The sequence below is a fragment of the Mycobacteriales bacterium genome (assembly GCA_035533475.1).
Classification (GTDB): Bacteria; Actinomycetota; Actinomycetes; order DATLTS01; family DATLTS01; genus DATLTS01.
Genome location: DATLTS010000041.1, coordinates 265,919 through 282,784, shown reverse-complemented (window position 1 = coordinate 282,784; position 16,866 = coordinate 265,919). Strand labels below are relative to the sequence as shown.

General features: G+C 68.1%; 17 protein-coding genes and 2 tRNA genes. 7 read left to right on the top strand and 12 right to left on the bottom strand.

What is annotated here, in order from left to right; genetic code table 11:
- The first annotated feature begins 49 nt into the window (after window positions 1–49).
- Window positions 50–574 (top strand): hypothetical protein, encoded by a 525-nt coding sequence (locus VNG13_10030; GenBank protein HVA60854.1) that lies wholly within the window; start codon window positions 50–52, stop codon window positions 572–574.
- A gap of 85 nt (window positions 575–659) precedes the next feature.
- Here the strand turns inward: VNG13_10030 and VNG13_10025 are convergent, their stop codons facing one another.
- From VNG13_10025 to dnaA, 12 genes are all read right to left on the bottom strand, one after another.
- Complete coding sequence (locus VNG13_10025; protein HVA60853.1) at window positions 660–1,097, bottom strand: type II toxin-antitoxin system VapC family toxin; 438 nt, start codon at window positions 1,095–1,097, stop codon at window positions 660–662.
- Window positions 1,094–1,345, bottom strand: coding sequence for a ribbon-helix-helix protein, CopG family (locus tag VNG13_10020; protein HVA60852.1), 252 nt, complete (start codon window positions 1,343–1,345; stop codon window positions 1,094–1,096). The genes VNG13_10025 and VNG13_10020 overlap by 4 nt, the downstream gene beginning before the upstream one ends.
- Window positions 1,346–2,749: 1,404 nt before the next feature.
- Window positions 2,750–2,823, bottom strand: a tRNA-Ala gene (locus VNG13_10015).
- Between the two features lie 24 nt (window positions 2,824–2,847).
- Window positions 2,848–2,967 carry a DLW-39 family protein gene (locus VNG13_10010; protein HVA60851.1) on the bottom strand — a complete coding sequence of 40 codons (120 nt, stop codon included), beginning with the start codon at window positions 2,965–2,967 and terminating at the stop codon, window positions 2,848–2,850.
- A gap of 26 nt (window positions 2,968–2,993) precedes the next feature.
- A tRNA-Ile gene (locus tag VNG13_10005) sits at window positions 2,994–3,067 on the bottom strand.
- Window positions 3,068–3,133: 66 nt separating this feature from the next.
- Window positions 3,134–3,622, bottom strand: coding sequence for a DUF3566 domain-containing protein (locus VNG13_10000; GenBank protein ID HVA60850.1), 489 nt, complete (start codon window positions 3,620–3,622; stop codon window positions 3,134–3,136).
- Between the two features lie 199 nt (window positions 3,623–3,821).
- Window positions 3,822–6,302 carry a DNA gyrase subunit A gene (gene gyrA, locus VNG13_09995; protein ID HVA60849.1) on the bottom strand — a complete coding sequence of 827 codons (2,481 nt, stop codon included), beginning with the start codon at window positions 6,300–6,302 and terminating at the stop codon, window positions 3,822–3,824.
- A gap of 28 nt (window positions 6,303–6,330) precedes the next feature.
- On the bottom strand, window positions 6,331–8,259 hold the full coding sequence (gyrB, locus tag VNG13_09990; protein ID HVA60848.1) for a DNA topoisomerase (ATP-hydrolyzing) subunit B: 1,929 nt from the start codon (window positions 8,257–8,259) through the stop codon (window positions 6,331–6,333).
- A 277-nt stretch (window positions 8,260–8,536) separates the two neighbouring features.
- Window positions 8,537–9,058 carry a DciA family protein gene (locus tag VNG13_09985; GenBank protein ID HVA60847.1) on the bottom strand — a complete coding sequence of 174 codons (522 nt, stop codon included), beginning with the start codon at window positions 9,056–9,058 and terminating at the stop codon, window positions 8,537–8,539.
- Window positions 9,048–10,175 carry a DNA replication/repair protein RecF gene (gene recF / locus VNG13_09980; GenBank protein HVA60846.1) on the bottom strand — a complete coding sequence of 376 codons (1,128 nt, stop codon included), beginning with the start codon at window positions 10,173–10,175 and terminating at the stop codon, window positions 9,048–9,050. The genes VNG13_09985 and recF overlap by 11 nt, the downstream gene beginning before the upstream one ends.
- 13 nt (window positions 10,176–10,188) lie before the next feature.
- Complete coding sequence (dnaN, locus tag VNG13_09975) at window positions 10,189–11,307, bottom strand: DNA polymerase III subunit beta (GenBank protein HVA60845.1); 1,119 nt, start codon at window positions 11,305–11,307, stop codon at window positions 10,189–10,191.
- A gap of 303 nt (window positions 11,308–11,610) precedes the next feature.
- Complete coding sequence (dnaA, locus tag VNG13_09970; GenBank protein ID HVA60844.1) at window positions 11,611–13,236, bottom strand: chromosomal replication initiator protein DnaA; 1,626 nt, start codon at window positions 13,234–13,236, stop codon at window positions 11,611–11,613.
- Window positions 13,237–13,424: 188 nt separating this feature from the next.
- Between dnaA and rpmH the strand changes: the two genes are divergently transcribed.
- The 6 genes from rpmH (at window position 13,425) to rsmG (ending at window position 16,657) form a co-directional block, all read left to right on the top strand.
- Window positions 13,425–13,562, top strand: a complete 138-nt coding sequence (gene rpmH / locus VNG13_09965) for a 50S ribosomal protein L34 (GenBank protein HVA60843.1) — start codon at window positions 13,425–13,427, stop codon at window positions 13,560–13,562.
- A gap of 16 nt (window positions 13,563–13,578) precedes the next feature.
- Entirely contained in the window at window positions 13,579–13,920 is a 342-nt protein-coding gene (gene rnpA / locus VNG13_09960; protein HVA60842.1) for a ribonuclease P protein component, read from the top strand.
- Complete coding sequence (gene yidD, locus VNG13_09955) at window positions 13,917–14,234, top strand: membrane protein insertion efficiency factor YidD (GenBank protein ID HVA60841.1); 318 nt, start codon at window positions 13,917–13,919, stop codon at window positions 14,232–14,234. Before rnpA ends, yidD begins: the two co-directional genes overlap by 4 nt.
- Window positions 14,228–15,244, top strand: coding sequence for a membrane protein insertase YidC (gene yidC / locus VNG13_09950; GenBank protein ID HVA60840.1), 1,017 nt, complete (start codon window positions 14,228–14,230; stop codon window positions 15,242–15,244). The genes yidD and yidC overlap by 7 nt, the downstream gene beginning before the upstream one ends.
- A gap of 202 nt (window positions 15,245–15,446) precedes the next feature.
- The gene (locus VNG13_09945; protein HVA60839.1) at window positions 15,447–15,899 is read left to right on the top strand and encodes a R3H domain-containing nucleic acid-binding protein; all 453 of its coding nucleotides are present in this window, start codon (window positions 15,447–15,449) and stop codon (window positions 15,897–15,899) included.
- 128 nt (window positions 15,900–16,027) lie between these two features.
- Entirely contained in the window at window positions 16,028–16,657 is a 630-nt protein-coding gene (gene rsmG, locus VNG13_09940; protein ID HVA60838.1) for a 16S rRNA (guanine(527)-N(7))-methyltransferase RsmG, read from the top strand.
- Window positions 16,658–16,866 lie beyond the last annotated feature (209 nt).

Sequence of the window (16,866 nt, the reverse complement as noted above, 5' to 3'; positions counted from 1 at the left end):
CGCATGCGGCCCGTGCACCGTTCGGGGCCGCCGACCCCAGGGTTGCCTGGTGGGCGGGCGGGGAAGGCTCAAGGGGACCACACCCTCGGAGGTCGACGTGTTCGGAATGTCCCTGGCCGTGCCACAAGCGCAGGCACAGCGCGCGAGCGCGGCCGCGAAGGCTGCCACCCCTAAGCTCGAATCCGCCCGGGATCAGATCGGGCCGGTCCTCGAGACCGCCCGGGAGAGACTCACGCCGGCGTTGGAGACCGCCCGCGATCAGCTCCGCGGTACGGTCGCACCGGCGGTCGTGGGAGCGGTCGGCACCGCACTCGGCCGCTCCGCCCCGGCCCGTCGGGAAGCCCGTCGGCGCGGACATCGCGCGCTGTCGGCCCTGCGGGGCGAACCCTCGGGTCCGGTGCGCCGCTGGCCGCTCGCCATCGGGTGCCTAGCGGTCGGCGCGGCGGTCGGCGCGGCGGTTGCCTGGATGACCCGACCTGCCGCACCAATACTGACTGGCGGTACGCCCTATCCGGAGCAGGTGACGCTTCCGGAGGCCGCGGAGGCTCCCGACAAGGTCTATCCGCGCTCCTGATCCAAGGTGCCGGGCCCCCCACACCGGCGGCCTCCTTCGCGACCTCGCCGGGTGCCGTTGGCGTACGTGGCTGTGCTGGAGCGTGTTAGCGGGTGCGACGGGTGGTCGGACTCCACGGGTCGACCAGGCGAACACCGAGCTCGGTGAAGTGCCTGGTGTTGCCGGTGGCGAGGCTGGCTTTCCGGGCCAGGCTGATCCCGGCGATCTGGGCGTCGCGGATCTCGACCGAGCGTCCGGCGCGCTGGCGGTGGGCGACGATGGCGCCGGCCGACTGGGTTGCGGCCGTGTCGAAGGCCAGGACGTGCCCATCGAGATCGTCGGCGAGGAGCCGTTCGAACGCCGACTCAAGGCGCTGCCGGCGGTGGCTGGCGTCCAGCAAGTCCAGACCGGTCCGCACTTCAAACACTGTGATCGCGGTAGTCCAGATCGACTCGGCCGGCTCGGCATCCAACCAGCGGACGACGGTCGGGTCCGGCTCGTCGCGCATCAGGGCGGAGAGCACGTTCGTGTCGAGGATGATCACAGCTCGGCGAGGTCGGCGGCGCGGGCCGGGTGGCCGCGCAACTCGGCAATGCCGCCGGCCAGGCCGAGGCCACGGAACCGGTCCGCAATCGTCGAACCGAGCGGGGCCGACGCCGTGTGGTCGGTACGGACGGCGTCGCGGAGGATCTCGCGCACCTCCTCCTCCGTAGAGCGGCCATGCGCCCGAGCACGATTCTGCAGTGCCGCTTTGACGTCGTCATCGAGTTGCCGGACGAGGATCTGCGCCACGACAGAATGATAGCACGATATCAGACCCGGCTGCGATCAGAACTGCGGTGCTCGTGCGCTGCCAGCAACAAGATCGACGAACCCAGGCCACGTGTGCAGTCGGCCCTTCTGCAAGTCTGGCGTCGCTGGGGCCGCGAGATCGCGGCGGGCAATCCCCACGCCTATACGGTCACGGTTATGAGCCACATCCATGCGCGGTCACAGAAATCCGTCTGGCGTAGAGGGCCCGGGTCAGCTGGACCGGAATTCGCATCGCCCGACGCAGCCGGTCAGGTCGATGACCGGGATCAGGTTGGTCGCTGGCTTGCCAGACTTGGCGCGAAGCAGCGCGCGGTCGTGGTTCTCCATGTGTGCGGTGACCTCTCAGTGCGCGAGGTTGCAGCTCGAATGCGGTGCTCCGAAGGGACCGTGAAGAGCCAGCTTTCCGACGCGCTCCGGACCTTACGAGTTGCCGCTCGAACCAGCGCAAACACAGGAGGACGATCGTGAGTGACCAGGCCGATGAGTTCGCCAAGTTGCGCGATGCCCTATTCCGTCTCGCGCCCGAAGCGGCTGGTCCTGACGCAGCGTTAGACCGTGTTCGCCATCGAGTTCGGTTGCGTCGTGGCGGAGCGCTCGCCGGCGGCGTCGCGTTGTTGACGCTGCTCGGACTGGTATCGGCATATGGCTTGAGCTTGAGATCGTCGAGTGGTCCGTCCTTTACGAATCGAGTTGCCGCGACCCATAGCCGAGCCGGAGCTGGAGCCCCGCTCAGCTCGTCGTCGGCGGTGACGAACAGCTGGCTTCCCGCGTGCAACCTTCCGGCCCCGGTTGCTGGTTTCAATGCCGACTCGGACGCAGGGGTCATTGATCGCGTGCGTGGAAGTTCGCCGACGGCGTTACCCGCTCACTTGGCTACCGCGTCTGGGGTGTCTCTGGCAAAAGTTCGCGTGATGGTGATGCGGTCGCATGCCAGCGTCTACGCCCCGCCTCCTTCGCCGCAATCAGGTTCGAGTCAGGGGCCGGTGCCCTGGACCAGTACGGCAACCTGGCACGTTGAAAGCTTCGGTCCGGCCATGACTGATGGCAGAACTCTCACAGCGCACCTAGGCGATAACGGCGATGACGGAACCGCGATTCCGGCGGGCACGTACGAGGTTTACTTCAGCGCACTAGAAACGGGTACCAATAGTTGCGGTCAGCAGATCACGCAACTGGTCACTACGCGGCTAGGCTACGTGACAATCCAGGCGTCCTAAATTACTTCGACCTGAAAAGTCGCCGCGCGGCGTTACGTGATCACCGGTCCGCTGAACAGCTCGAATGGCCTCGACCCCTTGGGCTAGACTAGGTAATAACCTCGGGCCTCCCACAAAACCGCCCCTGACCTGCGGTTATACCGCCCCCGAACGTCAAACGATCACGTGGAGACGAGGGGACTTGAACCCCTAACCCCCGCCTTGCAAAGGCGGTGCTCTGCCAAATTGAGCTACGTCCCCGACGGCTCGGCGGCGCCGGCCGGATCAATGACCGCCGGTGGTCACCTCGTGCCAGAGATCGGCCTCGGCCCGATCGCCGCGCCAGCGCCGGACGGCGCTCAGGCCAGCCAGCACCGCGAGCACAACCAGCACGGCCTTCTTCATCCGCGAACCTTCCCGGTCGACAACCGTGGGCCTGGGAGGACTTGAACCTCCGGCCTCATCCTTATCAGGGATGCGCTCTAACCGACTGAGCTACAGGCCCCAGCGCTCGGCCTGGCCGGCGACGACCGACCGGGCCGCAGCAGGTTACCCCACGCGGCGGAGCGGATCACTCGGCTTCGGTCAACGTCAGCTCGACACCGCCCACCAGGTCGACACACAGGTTGTACAGGAAGGCACCAAGCGTGACGAGCGCGGTTAGGAGCACCACGTTGACCGCGCCGATCACCAGGGCCACCAGGAAGACGCGGCCGAATCCGAAGTAGGAGCTCGCCGACGAGGTGGAGCCGACGTCGTGAAAGAAGGTGTCCAGCGAGTGGAAGACGCCCATCGCGGCGAGGAGCGCGTAGAGAGCCGAGACCGCCACCAGGATGATCAGGTAGAGGGCGAGCGAGTAGACGAAGGTCAGCCTGAGGATCGACCAGGGGTCGATCCGCTTGAGCACCAGACGGGCCCGTCGAGTGGGTCGGCGCGCGGTGCCCGGAGCCGGGGTGATGACGGCCGTACCGCGCGGTGGAGAACCCGGCGGGCGGCGGGCCGTCGCCGAGGGACCGCGCCTCGGCTGCCCGCTCTGGAAAGGCCTGGCGCCGGGCGACACGTCCGGCCCTCGCTCGCCGGTTCCGCCGTCGCGCGGCCGCGCTTCGGGCGCCTCCCCCGCACCGAGGTGAACCTCGTCGGCCCGGCGCTCGCCATCCGGCGACCCAGCTACCGGCTGATCCGCGCCAGGCGGGTCAGCGGCGCGCCCCCCGGGCTGGCCCACCCCCGCGGCGGCCCGGCGGGTCCACTCGTCGGTCACGTCAGCTGGTTCCGTTCTCCTGGTCGGGCTCGGCGTTGCGTGCAATGGCCACGACGGTGTCACCCCCGGCCAGGTTGATCAAACGGACCCCCATCGTTTGACGCTGGGCCCGGCGGACTTCTCGCACCGGGGTGCGAATCACCCCGCCGTTCGAGGTGATCGCGTAGATCTCCTCCTCGGGGCGGACGATCAGCGCCCCGACCAGCTGCCCACGCTTGCTGACGATCTTCGCCGTCAACACCCCCTTGCCCCCCCGGCCCTGCAGCGGGTAGCCCTCCACCTTCGTCCGCTTCGCATATCCGCCGTCGGTGGCGACGAGCACGTCGGCGTCGGCGCGCACCACCTCCATGGCGAGCAACTCATCGGCGCCACCGAAACGCATTCCGATGACGCCGCTGGTGGCCCGCCCCATCGGGCGCAGCGCCTCATCGGTCGCGTGGAACCGGATCGCCTGGGCCTGCCGGCTGATCAGCAGAAGATCATCGGCCGGCCCGAGCAGCGCTGCGGAGATGAGTTCGTCATCGTCGCGCAGATTGATGGCAATCACACCGCCGGTGCGGTTCGAGTCGAACTCGAGGAGCGGGGTTTTCTTCACCAGTCCCCGTTTCGTCGCCAGAACGAGGTACGGCGCCACCCGGTAGTCGGTGATGTCGATGACCGACGCGATGCGCTCGTCCGGCTGGAAGGCGAGCAGGTTGGCGACGTGCTGGCCGCGGGCCACGCGGCTCGTCTCCGGCAGCTCGTGCGCCTTGGCCCGGTACACCCGGCCCTTGTTCGTGAAGAACAGGATCCAGTGATGCGTCGTGGTGACGAAGAAGTGCTCGACAATGTCGTCCTGCTTGAGGGTGGCTCCTTGCACGCCCTTACCGCCCCGCCGCTGCGAGCGGTAGAGGTCGCTTTTCGTCCGTTTTGCGTAGCCGGTGCGACTGATTGTGACGACCACCTCCTCGTCGGCGATCAGGTCCTCCATGGACATGTCGCCCTCGTAGGCGATGATTCGGCTCCGTCGATCGTCGCCGTGTCGCTCCACGATCTCGGCTAGCTCGGTCGAGACGATGCTCCGTTGACGCTCTTCGCTGGCGAGGATGGACTCGAGTTCGGCAATCCGGGCGGTCAGTTCGGCGAACTCGTCGATGATCTTCTGGCGTTCCAGCGCTGCGAGCCGACGCAGCTGCATGTCGAGGATCGCGTTGGCCTGGACCTCGTCGATGTCGAGCAGCCCGATCAGTCCAGTGCGCGCGTCCTCGACCGTGTCGCTGCGCCGGATCAGCGCGATCACCTCGTCGAGCGCATCGAGGGCCTTGAGGTACCCGCGCAGAATGTGCGCCCGCTCCTCGGCCTTACGCAGCTGGTACCTGGTCCGACGGACGATGACCTCGACCTGGTGGGTCACGTAGTGCCGGACCATTTCGGCGATGGTCAGCGTGCGTGGAACCCCGTCGACCAGGGCGAGCATGTTGACGCCGAAGGTGTCCTGAAGCTGGGTGTGCTTGTAGAGGTTGTTCAGAACGACCTTTGCGACCGCATCCCGTTTGAGGACGATGACGAGCCGTTGACCGAGCCGGGCGCTTGATTCGTCTCTAACGTCGGAAATCCCCCCCACCCGGCCTTCGCGAACCAGATCCGCGATCTTTTCCGCGAGGTTGTCCGGATTCACCTGGTAGGGAAGCTCGGTGACGACGAGGGTCTGCCGCCCGCGGGGGTCCTCCTCGACCTCGACCACAGCTCGCATCCGGATGCTGCCACGGCCGGTCCGGTAGGCATCCTCGATGCCGTCGCGGCCAACGATAAGGGCCCCCGTCGGGAAGTCCGGTCCCTTGACCCGTTCGAGCAGCGCGGTGAGCAGCTCGTCGTCCGGTGCGGTCGGATGCTCGAGGTACCACTGCACCCCGGAGGACACCTCGCGCAGATTGTGCGGCGGTATGTTGGTCGCCATTCCGACCGCGATCCCGGCGGCCCCGTTGACCAGCAGGTTGGGGAAGCGGCTCGGCAGAACAAGCGGCTCCTGGGAGCGCCCGTCGTAGTTGGCGACGAAATCGACGGTGTCCTGGTCGATGTCGCGGAGCATCTCCATGGCGAGTAGCTGAAGCCGGCACTCTGTGTACCGGTAAGCGGCCGGCGGGTCGTTGCCCGGCGAGCCGAAGTTGCCCTGCCCGTCGACGAGCGGCATCCGCAGCGACCAGGGCTGGGCCAGGCGGACGAGCGTGTCGTAGATCGCGGTATCACCGTGCGGGTGGTAGGCCCCCATGACCTCGCCGACGACCCGGGCGCACTTCGAGTAGCCGCGGTCCGGGCGGTAGCCCCCGTCGAACATGGCGTAGAGCACCCTGCGGTGCACCGGCTTGAGCCCGTCGCGCACCTCCGGCAATGCGCGTCCGACGATGACCGACATCGCATAGTCGATGTAGCTGCGCTGCATCTCTACCTGGAGGTCGACCGGCTCGATCCGGTCGTACGGCGGTGGGGTGGTGACCTCGGTCAAGGGAACCTCTCGGACTCGGTTCGGTGGGTCAGATATCGAGGAAACGGACGTCCTTGGCGTTGCGGGTGATGAAGCTGCGGCGGGCCTCGACGTCTTCACCCATGAGAACGCTGAACAGCTCGTCGGCGGTGGCCGCGTCTTCCAAGGTCACCTGGAGCAGGATCCGTTTCGCCGGGTCCATCGTGGTGTCCCACAGCTCGTTGGCGTTCATCTCCCCCAGCCCCTTGTAGCGCTGGATCGAGTCCTCTTTCGGCAGCTTCTTACCGGCTTCGAGGCCGAGTGCGATCAGGCCGTCGCGCTCCCGATCGGAGTAGGCGTACTGCGGGTCGTCACGGGGCCACTTGATCTTGTAGAGCGGCGGCTGGGCGAGAAAGACATGGCCGGCTTCGATCAGCGGCTTCATGAACCGGAAGAGCAGGGTCAGCAGCAAGGTCCGAATGTGCTGGCCGTCCACGTCGGCGTCGGCCATCAACACGATCTTGTGATAGCGCAGCTTGGTGAGATCGAAGTCGTCGTGAATCCCGGTGCCGAGGGCGGTGATCAGTGCCTGGACTTCCTGGTTCTTGAGCACCCGGTCGATGCGCGCCTTCTCGACGTTGATGATCTTCCCCCGGATCGGGAGGATGGCCTGAAACATCGAGTTGCGGCCGCCCTTGGCCGACCCTCCGGCGGAATCGCCCTCGACGATGTAAACCTCGGACTCCTCCGGGTTCGTCGACTGGCAGTCGGCCAGCTTGCCCGGCAGACCGCCGGATTCGAGCAACCCCTTGCGCCGGGTCAGGTCTCTGGCCTTGCGGGCGGCGAGGCGGGCCTGGGCGGCCTGGGCGGTCTTTTGGATGACGGTTTTCGCCTCGCCCGGATTGCGGTCGAGCCAGTCCCGCACCCAGTCGTTGCACGCCTTCTGGACGAACGTCTTGGCCTCGGTGTTGCCGAGCTTGGTCTTCGTCTGGCCCTCGAATTGGGGATTGGCGAGCTTGAGACTGACGATCGCGGTGAGTCCCTCCCGAATGTCGTCCCCGGTGAGGTTGTCGTCCTTCTCTTTCAGCAGCCCCTTGTCCCTCGCGTAACGGTTGACCACCGAGGTCAGGGCCGCCCGGAAGCCCTCCTCGTGGGTACCGCCCTCCCGGGTGTTGATCGTGTTCGCGAACGTGTACGCCGACTCGGCATAGCTGGAGTTCCACTGCATGGCGACCTCGAGCGCCATCCCATCCCCTTGCAGCTCGAAGCTCACGATCGACTTGTGGATCGGTTCCTTCGTCGCATTGATGTGCCGGACGAAGTCGGCGATGCCGCCCTTGTACTGGTAGGTGACCTCGGTCGGGACCTCCGGCCGCTCGTCGCGCAGCGTGATCGTGAGCCCCCGGTTCAGGAAGGCCATCTCCTGCAATCGCCGGGACAGGGTTTCGAATGAGTAATGAGTGGTCTCGACGAAGATCGCCTCGTCGGCCCAGAACGTCACCGTGGTACCGGTCGCCCGCGTTGGCGCACCCTTCGTCAGCGGTCCGGCCGGCGTCCCGCCCCGGTGGTACTCCTGGGTCCAGGTGAACCCGTCCCGCCGGATCTCGACCGCGAGCCGACGCGACAGGGCGTTGACAACCGAGATGCCGACGCCGTGCAGGCCGCCGGACACGGCGTAGGACTTGCCGTCGAACTTTCCGCCGGCATGCAGGGTGGTGAGGACGACCTCTACCGCCGGACGCTTCTCGATCGGGTGCCGGTCGACCGGGATGCCCCGGCCGTTGTCCTGGACCCTGACGCCTTCGTCCGCCAGCAGGGTCACATCGATCGTGTCGCAATATCCGGCCAGCGCCTCGTCTACCGCGTTGTCCACGACTTCGTAGACGAGATGGTGCAGGCCGGTCTCTCCGGTGGAGCCGATGTACATGCTGGGGCGCTTGCGTACCGCCTCCAATCCTTCGAGGACGGTGATGGACCGAGCGTCGTAGGACACCGACAACTGCCTTCTCCCGCGAGCGGGTGCCGAGGCGCGGCGGACGAGGGGGGTGCACTCGTGCCCCCGCCGGCGCCGTGCGAGAATCCGTTGCGTCGCCCGCGGGCCAGTGACCACCTCAGTGGCCCCCACCCGGAGCAACTGCCTTCAGTCTATCGTCCTCCACCGTCAAAATGGCCGATTGGCGACGGCTGTGTATGCCGGTAGCGCGTCGTCACGGTGGGGTCGGTGTCCCCCCACGGGACGTTTGGGTCCCCGCCGCCCCTGAGGGCGCTCGCCTGGGTCACCCGTAGGTGTCCCGCGGCCCGCGGCCGCCGCCCACCCGGCGAGGTCCGTGCCGCCAGTCGGGCGCGGTCGGGCCGTGCACCTGCATGCTCCCGACCACGCCGTCCCCCACCGCGGCCGCGATCCGGGCGAGGACCGAACGGGCCAGCAACCGGACCTGGGTCGCCCAGGCCGTGGATTCGGCGACGAGGACGAGTCGACCGTCCGCGAGGGACTCCGGTTGGCAGTGTGCGGCCAGCTCCTCGCCGACGATCTCGGTCCACCGGCCGAGCACGGTCGCCGAGGCCACGGTCGCATCCCAACTGCGGTCGTTGACGAGTTGACGAACCGCCATCCCGAGCGGCTGCGGGTCCCGCGGATCCACCCCCGGTCCGGTCGGGGGCGGGGGCCCGTCGGCGCGTCGGGACCGGGCGGGCGGGCGACGGCCACGGGCCGCGGCCCGGGCACGGGCCAACGCCTCGCGGGCGACATCCGGGCCGGCTTCGGTACCGGACGGCTCATCCGGCCGTTCAGCAGACACGCCGCACCTCCGAACCGGCCACGTCGAACCGTGCCCCGGCCAGCGCCGCCGGCACATCGTCCGGAACCGCGGCGGTGATGAGAACCTGCTCGGCCGGCCCGACGAGCTCGGCCAGGCGCTCCCGTCGCTCGGAGTCCAGCTCAGCGAAAACGTCGTCGAGGAGAAGGACCGGCTCGCCACCGTCCGCCCGGAGCAGGTCATATCCGGCCAACCGCAGCGCGAGCGCCAGCGACCAGCACTCGCCGTGGCTCGCGTAGCCCCGGACCGGGAGCTCGCCGATCCGCAGCCACAGGTCGTCCCGATGCGGGCCCACCAAACTCACCCCCCGGGCCAACTCCGCCGACCGCTGCTCGCTCAGCGCAGCGGTGAATGCCGCCGCCAGCAGGTCGCGGTCCGGGACGAGCGGGGCGTCCGGGCCGAGCGAACTGCGGTAGTCCATGCCGGTCGGGCCGCCCCCGCGGGAGACGGTGTCGTAGTTCTTGTCGAGGAGTGGGCGTAATGCCTCGATCAGTTCGATGCGGGCGGCGAGTAGGGCCGCCCCAGCCGTAGTCAGGTGCGCATCCCAGACGTCGAGCGTGCGCAGGTCGGCGCCGCTGCTGTGCCGGGTGACGCCGGCGGACTTCAGTAGGGCGTTGCGCTGCTTGAGGACCCGGTCATAGTCAGCCCGGACCGCCGCGTAGCGCGGGGCCCGAGCCACCAGCAGGTCGTCTAGGAATCGCCGCCGCTCCGCTGGATCACCCTTGGCGAGGGCCAGGTCCTCGGGCGCGAAGAGCACCGTGCGCAACAAGCCGAGGAGCTCCCGGGGCCGGGGAAGGGGCGCGCCACCGACCCGGGCTCGATTCGCGCGACCCGGGTTAATCTCCAGCTCCGCGGTAATCGACCGGCCGTCCCGCTCGACTACCGTCCGGAGCACGGCGCGCTCCGCCCCGAGCCGAACCAGGGGCCCATCGGAGGCCACCCGATGACTGCTCAGGGTCGCGATATATCCGACGGCCTCGAGAAGGTTCGTCTTGCCCTGCCCGTTCGGGCCGATGAACGAGCTCACGCCGGGGGGGATGGCGAGATCCACCGCCGGATAGGACCGGAAGTCGGTGACCGCGAGGCGGCTGACGTGCACGCGGGAACAGCGCTCAGCCGGACAGGCGGACCGGCATCAGCAAGTACCGGTAGTCGCTCTCCCCGACCGGCTTGCCGGTGATCAAGGTCGGCTTGCTCGGCGTCGTAAACGACATCCGGGTCTCGTCGCTGTCGAGAACGCCGAGGCCGTCGAGGAGGTAACCGGGGTTGAAGGCGATGGTCATGGGTTCACCGTCGTAGGTGACCGGAATAGCCTCCGACGCCTGAGCGTCGTCGAGGCCACCGGCTTCGAGCACGACCTGTTCGGAGTCGAAACTGAGCCGGATGGGAGAGTTTCGTGACGCAACGAGGGAAACTCGCTTCACCGCGTCGACGAGGGTCGAGGTCTCGAGTTGTGCGGTTGCCTGGGACTCGGCTGGTAACAGGGAGCGGTATTTGGGGTACTCCCCGTCGAGCAGCCGGCTGGTGAGTCGGCGTCCCGCGCCGGCGAGCCCGACCATCCCCTCGCCTACGCCCCCGGCCGCGAAGGCAAGGGAGACGTGGGCGCCGGTGGTCAACGCCTTGGCCGCCTCGGCAAGGGTCCGGGCCGGGATCAGCGCCACCGTCGAGATCTGCGGATCCTCAGGTTGCCAGCGCAGCTGACGGACCGCGAGCCGGTAACGGTCGGTGGCTGCCAGCGTCAACGAGTCACCCTCGATCTCCACCCGGATCCCGGTCATGACCGGCAGGGTGTCGTCGCGGCCGGCGGCCACCGCGACCGACCCGACAGCCGCAGCGAACGCGTCACTGCCGACCGTCCCGCTCTGCTCTGGCATCGCGGGGAGCGCTGGGTATTCGTCCAGCGGCATCGTGGCCAGGGTGAACCGGGTCGAGCCGCAGGTGAGAACGGTGCGCGGACCCTCGGAAACGATTTCCACCGGCTGGCCGGGGAGGCTCCGGACGATCTCGGCGAGAAGCCGACCGGAGACCAGCAGCTGGCCACCCTCCGCGGCGCTCACCTCCACCTTGACTTCGGTCGACACCTCGTAGTCGAACCCGGACAGCGTGAGCTCGTGGCCCGCGACGTCCAAGCGGACGCCGGACAGCATCGGCAGTTGCGGCTTCTGCGGCAAGGTCCGAGATACCCAGGTGACGGCGTCGGAAAGGGCGTCCCGGTCGACTCTGATCTTCATGGCGTCGTCGTCGTCCTCTGGTTATGTGTCGCGGATCGTCCCCAGCCGGAACCCGGCCCGACGTGGGGGATGGAATTTAAGTAAAGGAGGTCTACGGCCGTCGTCATCGGGACGCGCATACTGTGGATAACCGGAACATCCCCAGGTCAGGAGCCTGAATCCCAGCGGCCCTGGATGTGGACCATAGGTGGAGAATTCGGCCGTGGCTACGCGCAACCTCGGTTGTTCCAGCGGAATGCACCGAGCCCCACCGGCTATCCACAGACTTATCCCCAGCCTGGGGACGCATGATCAGGCCTCGGGTCATCCCTGCCGGGCCTGGGACTTGATCCGGTTCGTGAGCTCGGTCACCTGGTTGTACACCGCGCGTCGCTCAGCCATCAACTTTCGGATCTTGCGGTCGGCGTGGATAACGGTCGTGTGATCGCGGCCGCCGAACGTCGCCCCGATCTTCGGTAGTGAGAGGTCGGTGAGCTCGCGGCACAGGTACATGGCGATTTGCCGGGCGGTGACCAGCACGCGGCTCCGGGAGGAGCCGCACAGGTCCTCCAGGCTCACCCCGAAGTACTGGGCGGTAGCTCCCATGATCGTGCTTGCGGTGATCTCCGGCCCGATCCGGTCGGTGATGAGGTCCTTGAGGACCACCTCGGCCAGGCCGAGGTCGACGCTCTGCCGGTTGAGGCTGGCGAAGGCCGTAACCCTGATCAGCGCGCCCTCCAACTCGCGGATGTTGCTCGCGATCTTTCCGGCGATGAACTCGAGGACTTCGGGCGGAGCTGAGAGCCCCTCCTGCGCTGCCTTCTTGCGCAGGATCGCGATCCGGGTCTCCAGCTCCGGCGGCTGGATATCGGTAAGCAGGCCCCACTCGAAGCGGTTACGCAGCCGGTCCTCGAGCGTGACCAGCTGCTTGGGCGGACGGTCCGAACTGATGACGATCTGCTTGTTGGCGTTGTGCAGCGTGTTGAAGGTGTGGAAGAACTCTTCCTGGGTCTGCTCCTTGTTCTCCAAGAATTGGATGTCGTCGACGAGTAGGACGTCGATGTCGCGGTAGCGGCGACGAAACCCGTCGGCCTTGCCGTCACGGATCGAGTTGATGAAGTCGTTGGTGAACTCTTCCGAGCTGACGTAGCGAACCCGGGCGTTGGCGTACAGATGGTGCGTGTAGTGACCGATCGCGTGCAGTAGATGTGTCTTACCGAGTCCAGACTCGCCGTAGATGAACAGCGGGTTGTAAGCCTTCGCCGGCGCCTCGGCCACGGCGACCGCGGCGGCGTGGGCGAACCGGTTGCTCGAGCCGATCACGAAGGTCTCGAACAGGTAGCGGGGGTTGAGCCGGGTGGGAACCGGCGGCCCCGCCGCCACCGGGTCGCGCCCCGTTCCGGCGATCGGGGGCGGTGCCGATTCCGGGGCGGCCCGGACCGGCGGTTCCGGCTCGGGTTCAGCGAGTTCCGCGGCGCGGTCCGGCAGCGCCTCGACGGTGACGGCGACCCGGATCTCTCGACCGAGCTCGCGCGAAAGCGCCTCGACGATCATCGGACGCAGCCGTGACTCGAGGAGGGTCCGAGTGAACTCGTTCGGCGTCGCAAGCAGTGCCGTGTCTTGAACGAGCGCCAGCGGCTGGGTCAGGCGCATCCAGGCGCGCTGTTGGGGCGGCAACGTCTCGTCGGAGAGACCGGCCAGGGCTCGGGTCCAGACCTCGACCAGGTCGACCGGCACTTCGGTGTCTGTTGGCACGCTCAGTCCCCTCACCGCACGACGGTTGCCGCGCACACCATCGTCCACACCATCGTCCACAGCCTGTGCATGGCGACGACCGCGGACGGTGGATCTGCCGGTGCGGTGCCCACCGACGGTGGGCAGCAGCGCGCTGAGGGCGATGACGAGCGCGGGGGAAGACCGGCGAGCCGACGCTAACAGTCCGCCGCCCATCCCTTCAAGGAGTTCTCCACATCCGATTCTGTCCACGCGGCGTGTCGCTGTTGACCCGCGGTCCAGCCACCGGTCGGACGGGTACCCGGGATTGACCCGGCTGGGGGCCGCGCCGTACCGTAGGAGCAGCCGTCCGTTCCGGGCGGTGTTTCCCATGCCCCGAGCGCCACTCGCCAGGAGTCTTTGTCGTGAGCAAGCGCACCTTCCAGCCGAACAATCGCCGGCGTGCGAGGACCCACGGCTTCCGGCTGCGCATGCGCACCCGAGCGGGCCGGGCCGTCCTGGCTGCCCGCCGGCGCAAGGGCCGCGAGCGGCTCTCGGCCTGAGCCAGCGGAGGGCGCGTTGCTGCCCACCGGTGCCCGGCTCCGGACCCGATCCGAGTTCCAGAGTGCGCTGCGCCACGCCCGGCGCCTCGGTGGGCCGACCGTCGTCGTCCACCTTGCGCGGGACGGCTCGGGCCCGGCCCGGGTCGGTTTCATCGTCGGGCGTACCGTCGGTCCCGCGGTGAGCCGCAACCGGCTCCGGCGCCAACTGCGGCACCTGCTCCGCGAGCGTCTGCCCCGGCTGCCGGCCGGGACGCGGCTCGTCGTCCGCGGGTTACCGGCGGCCGCGGGCCGCAGTTCCGCCGAGCTCGGCCACGATCTCGACGCGTTACTCGGACGGGCGACGGGAGCGGCGGGATGAGTCGGATGATCGCGGTGAGCTGGCCGACCCGGCTGCTGCGGGCGCCGATCCTCGGGTACCGCCGGTTCGTGAGCCCGTTCCTGGGCAATCGTTGCCGGTTCTACCCCTCATGCAGTGCCTACGCGGTGGAGGCGCTCACCGTGCACGGAGCTCGACGCGGCAGTTGGTTGGCCCTCCGGCGGGTGGCCCGGTGCCACCCGTTCCATCCGGGCGGGGTTGATCCGGTGTCACGGCAGGACGCGGCGCGACCCGAGCCGACAATTTCGCCCGGTTCCTCCCCAACCGTCCCATCGTCAGGAGCCGTGCGGTGCTGAACCCGCTCTACCAGGCCGTCGCATTCCTGCTCGTCCACATCCATGCCGGGTTGAGCCCGGTTCTTGGCGCGGGCACGGGTGCCTCGTGGGCCCTGTCGATCGTCCTGCTCACGTTGGCGATGCGATTGCTGTTGGTTCCGTTGTTCGTCAAGCAGATCCGGATGCAGCGCCAGATGCAGGTGATGCAGCCGAAGATCAAGGAACTGCAGGCGAAGTACAAGAACGACAAGGAGCGGCTCAACAAAGAGATCATGGCGGTGTACCGCGACCACGGGGCGAACCCGCTCACCGGGTGCCTGCCGCTGGTGCTCCAGTTCCCGATCTTCATCGGCCTATTCCATGTGCTCAGCTCGATCCAACCCAAGGTCACCGTGGTCAGCGGGAAGCTGGTCGGGACCTATCGCACCGTGCCCGGCTTTTCCCACACGCTGATTCAGAGCGCCGCGCACGCCAGGATCTTCGGCGTTCCGGTGGCCGCGGCCTTCACCTCCAGTGCCAACGTGCTCAAGTACCTGTCGGCCAACCAGGCGAGCACCCGGATCCTGGTCGCCATTCTCATCGTGGTCATGGCCGCCACGACATTCCTGACCCAGCGACAGTTGATGGCTCGCAACAGCGCCACCGGCACCCAGATGCCGCAGCAGCAAAAAATGATCATGTATGTGCTGCCGGTGTTCTTCGTCGCGTTCGGTTTCCGTTTCCCGCTGGGCGTCTTGCTCTACTGGGTCACGAGCAACGTCTGGGCGCTGGTTCAGCAGCACTTCGTTATCCGGCGGATGGAACCCGCGGCGGCGGCGGCCGGCAAGCCGGCGGTCGGCCGGGCCCAAGGCGCGGGGTCGGCGCGGGAGAATGGCGCCACGCCCGGACCTGCGGCGCTCGGGCCCCGACCCGGACAGCGCCCGATCGGTCCACCCGCGGCGCCGCCGAGTGCGCCGCCGGTGGCATCCGTCGGCGCTCGCCGTCCCGGCGGTGGACGGAAAAACCGAAATCGACGCGGTCGGCGACGTTGATCGCGATGCCCAGCGAAGCCCGCTACGTCCAGTGGACGAGGAGCACGGCGTGACCGAGACCGAAACCCCAGATCCGAAACTCGAGGCCGAGCCGGCTGTGGAGGCGGAGCCGGCTGTAGGGGCCGAGCCGGCTGTAGGGGCCGAGCCGGCTGTAGTCGACTCGGGGCCCCCCGAGGTCAGCGAGCGGGTCAACGGGGCGGCGCTGCTCGAGCGCGAGGGAGACGCGGCGGCTGACTATCTCGAGGGGCTGCTCGACATCGCGGACCTCGACGGTGACATAGACATGGACGTGGAGGGCGAGCGAGCCAGCGTCTCGATCGTCGGGGCCCGACTCGACCGTTTGGTAGGACCGGGCGGCGAGGTTCTGGAGGCTCTTCAAGAGATCACCCGGCTCGCCGTGCAGCAACAGACGGGGGTGCGCAGCCGCCTCATGCTCGACGTCGGGGGCTTTCGAGCCCGTCGCCGTGAGGAGCTTCGCGCCCTCGGTCGCCGGATCGCCGAAGAGGTCCTGGCGAGTGGGGCCGCGCAAACGCTGGAACCGATGACCCCGTTCGAGCGCAAAGTGGTGCACGACGCCGTGGCGACCGTCGAAGGTGTCCTCAGCGAATCCGAAGGCGAGGAACCGACGCGCAGGATTGTCATCCGCGTTCGGTGACCCGACACACAGCAGGGGCGCCGCAGGCACCTTTCGGGGCTCCCGCGCCAGTTTTCGTTCCGGCCGTCCCCTTCGTTCCGGCCGAGCTGCGGGGGTTGGCGCCGCCACCGCCCAGTCGGGCGGTTGACATGTTCGGAACCGGGATCGGCCGGGTACGGCGCTACGCCGACTGGCTGGCCGAGATCGGAGTTGCCTGGGGACTGATCGGGCCGGGCGAGCTCGACCGACTCTGGGAGCGGCACCTGCTCAACTGCGCGGCAGTCGCGCCGCTGCTGCCGGCTCGTGGAGAGCTCGTCGACGTGGGATCGGGAGCCGGGCTTCCGGGGATGGTTCTGGCCGTCCTCCGGCCTGATCTGCAGGTGACGCTGCTCGAGCCGAACCTTCGTCGCTGCCGATTCCTGGTTGCGTGTCGCGACGACCTCGGGCTGCACCGGGTTGAGGTTGTGCGGGCGCGTGCCGAAGATGTCCACGGAAGGCTCTTCGGTGATGCGGTGATCAGCCGGGCTGTCGCCCCGCTCGCGCAACTCCTTCCGAAAGTGGTGCCGCTGACCCGCCCGGGCGGTGTTCTGCTCGCCATCAAGGGAGAGCGAGCCCGCTCCGAGTTGGCGGCGGCCGGCGGGATTCTGAAGCAGCTCGGCCTGACGGAGGCTACGGTGGAGACCTGTGGGGATGCGATGGAGGGGGCTGCGACGTTGGTCGTACGCATCCGGATGCCGCGAAGCGGCCCCGCGGGGGGAGGGGACGACCGTGACCGATGAGTTGGGCTGGCCCCCCGATGGAATTGTCGAGCATTCGGCGGACAGCCCGCCGGTGATCCCCCATCAGGTCGTCCGAGCAGAATCTGCGCTCGGCTGGCCGACGCCGGATCCCGAGCTGAGCCGGCTAGAGCCACAGGTCGTGCGCCCCGCCGTGGCTGAACCCGGGGCGGAGGCCTCGCCGAACGGTGACGCCGAGCTGGATCGAGCGC

Bases quoted from the DNA above. Each gene is read 5' to 3' on its own strand.
- dnaA (HVA60844.1), bottom strand. From the start codon at position 13,236: ATGGGCGGCGGACTGTTAGCGTCGGCTCGCCGGTCTTCCCCCGCGCTC.
- dnaN (HVA60845.1), bottom strand. From the start codon at position 11,307: ATGAAGATCAGAGTCGACCGGGACGCCCTTTCCGACGCCGTCACCTGG.
- VNG13_10010 (HVA60851.1), bottom strand. From the start codon at position 2,967: ATGAAGAAGGCCGTGCTGGTTGTGCTCGCGGTGCTGGCTGGCCTGAGC.
- yidD (HVA60841.1), top strand. From the start codon at position 13,917: ATGAGTCGGATGATCGCGGTGAGCTGGCCGACCCGGCTGCTGCGGGCG.
- rsmG (HVA60838.1), top strand. From the start codon at position 16,028: ATGTTCGGAACCGGGATCGGCCGGGTACGGCGCTACGCCGACTGGCTG.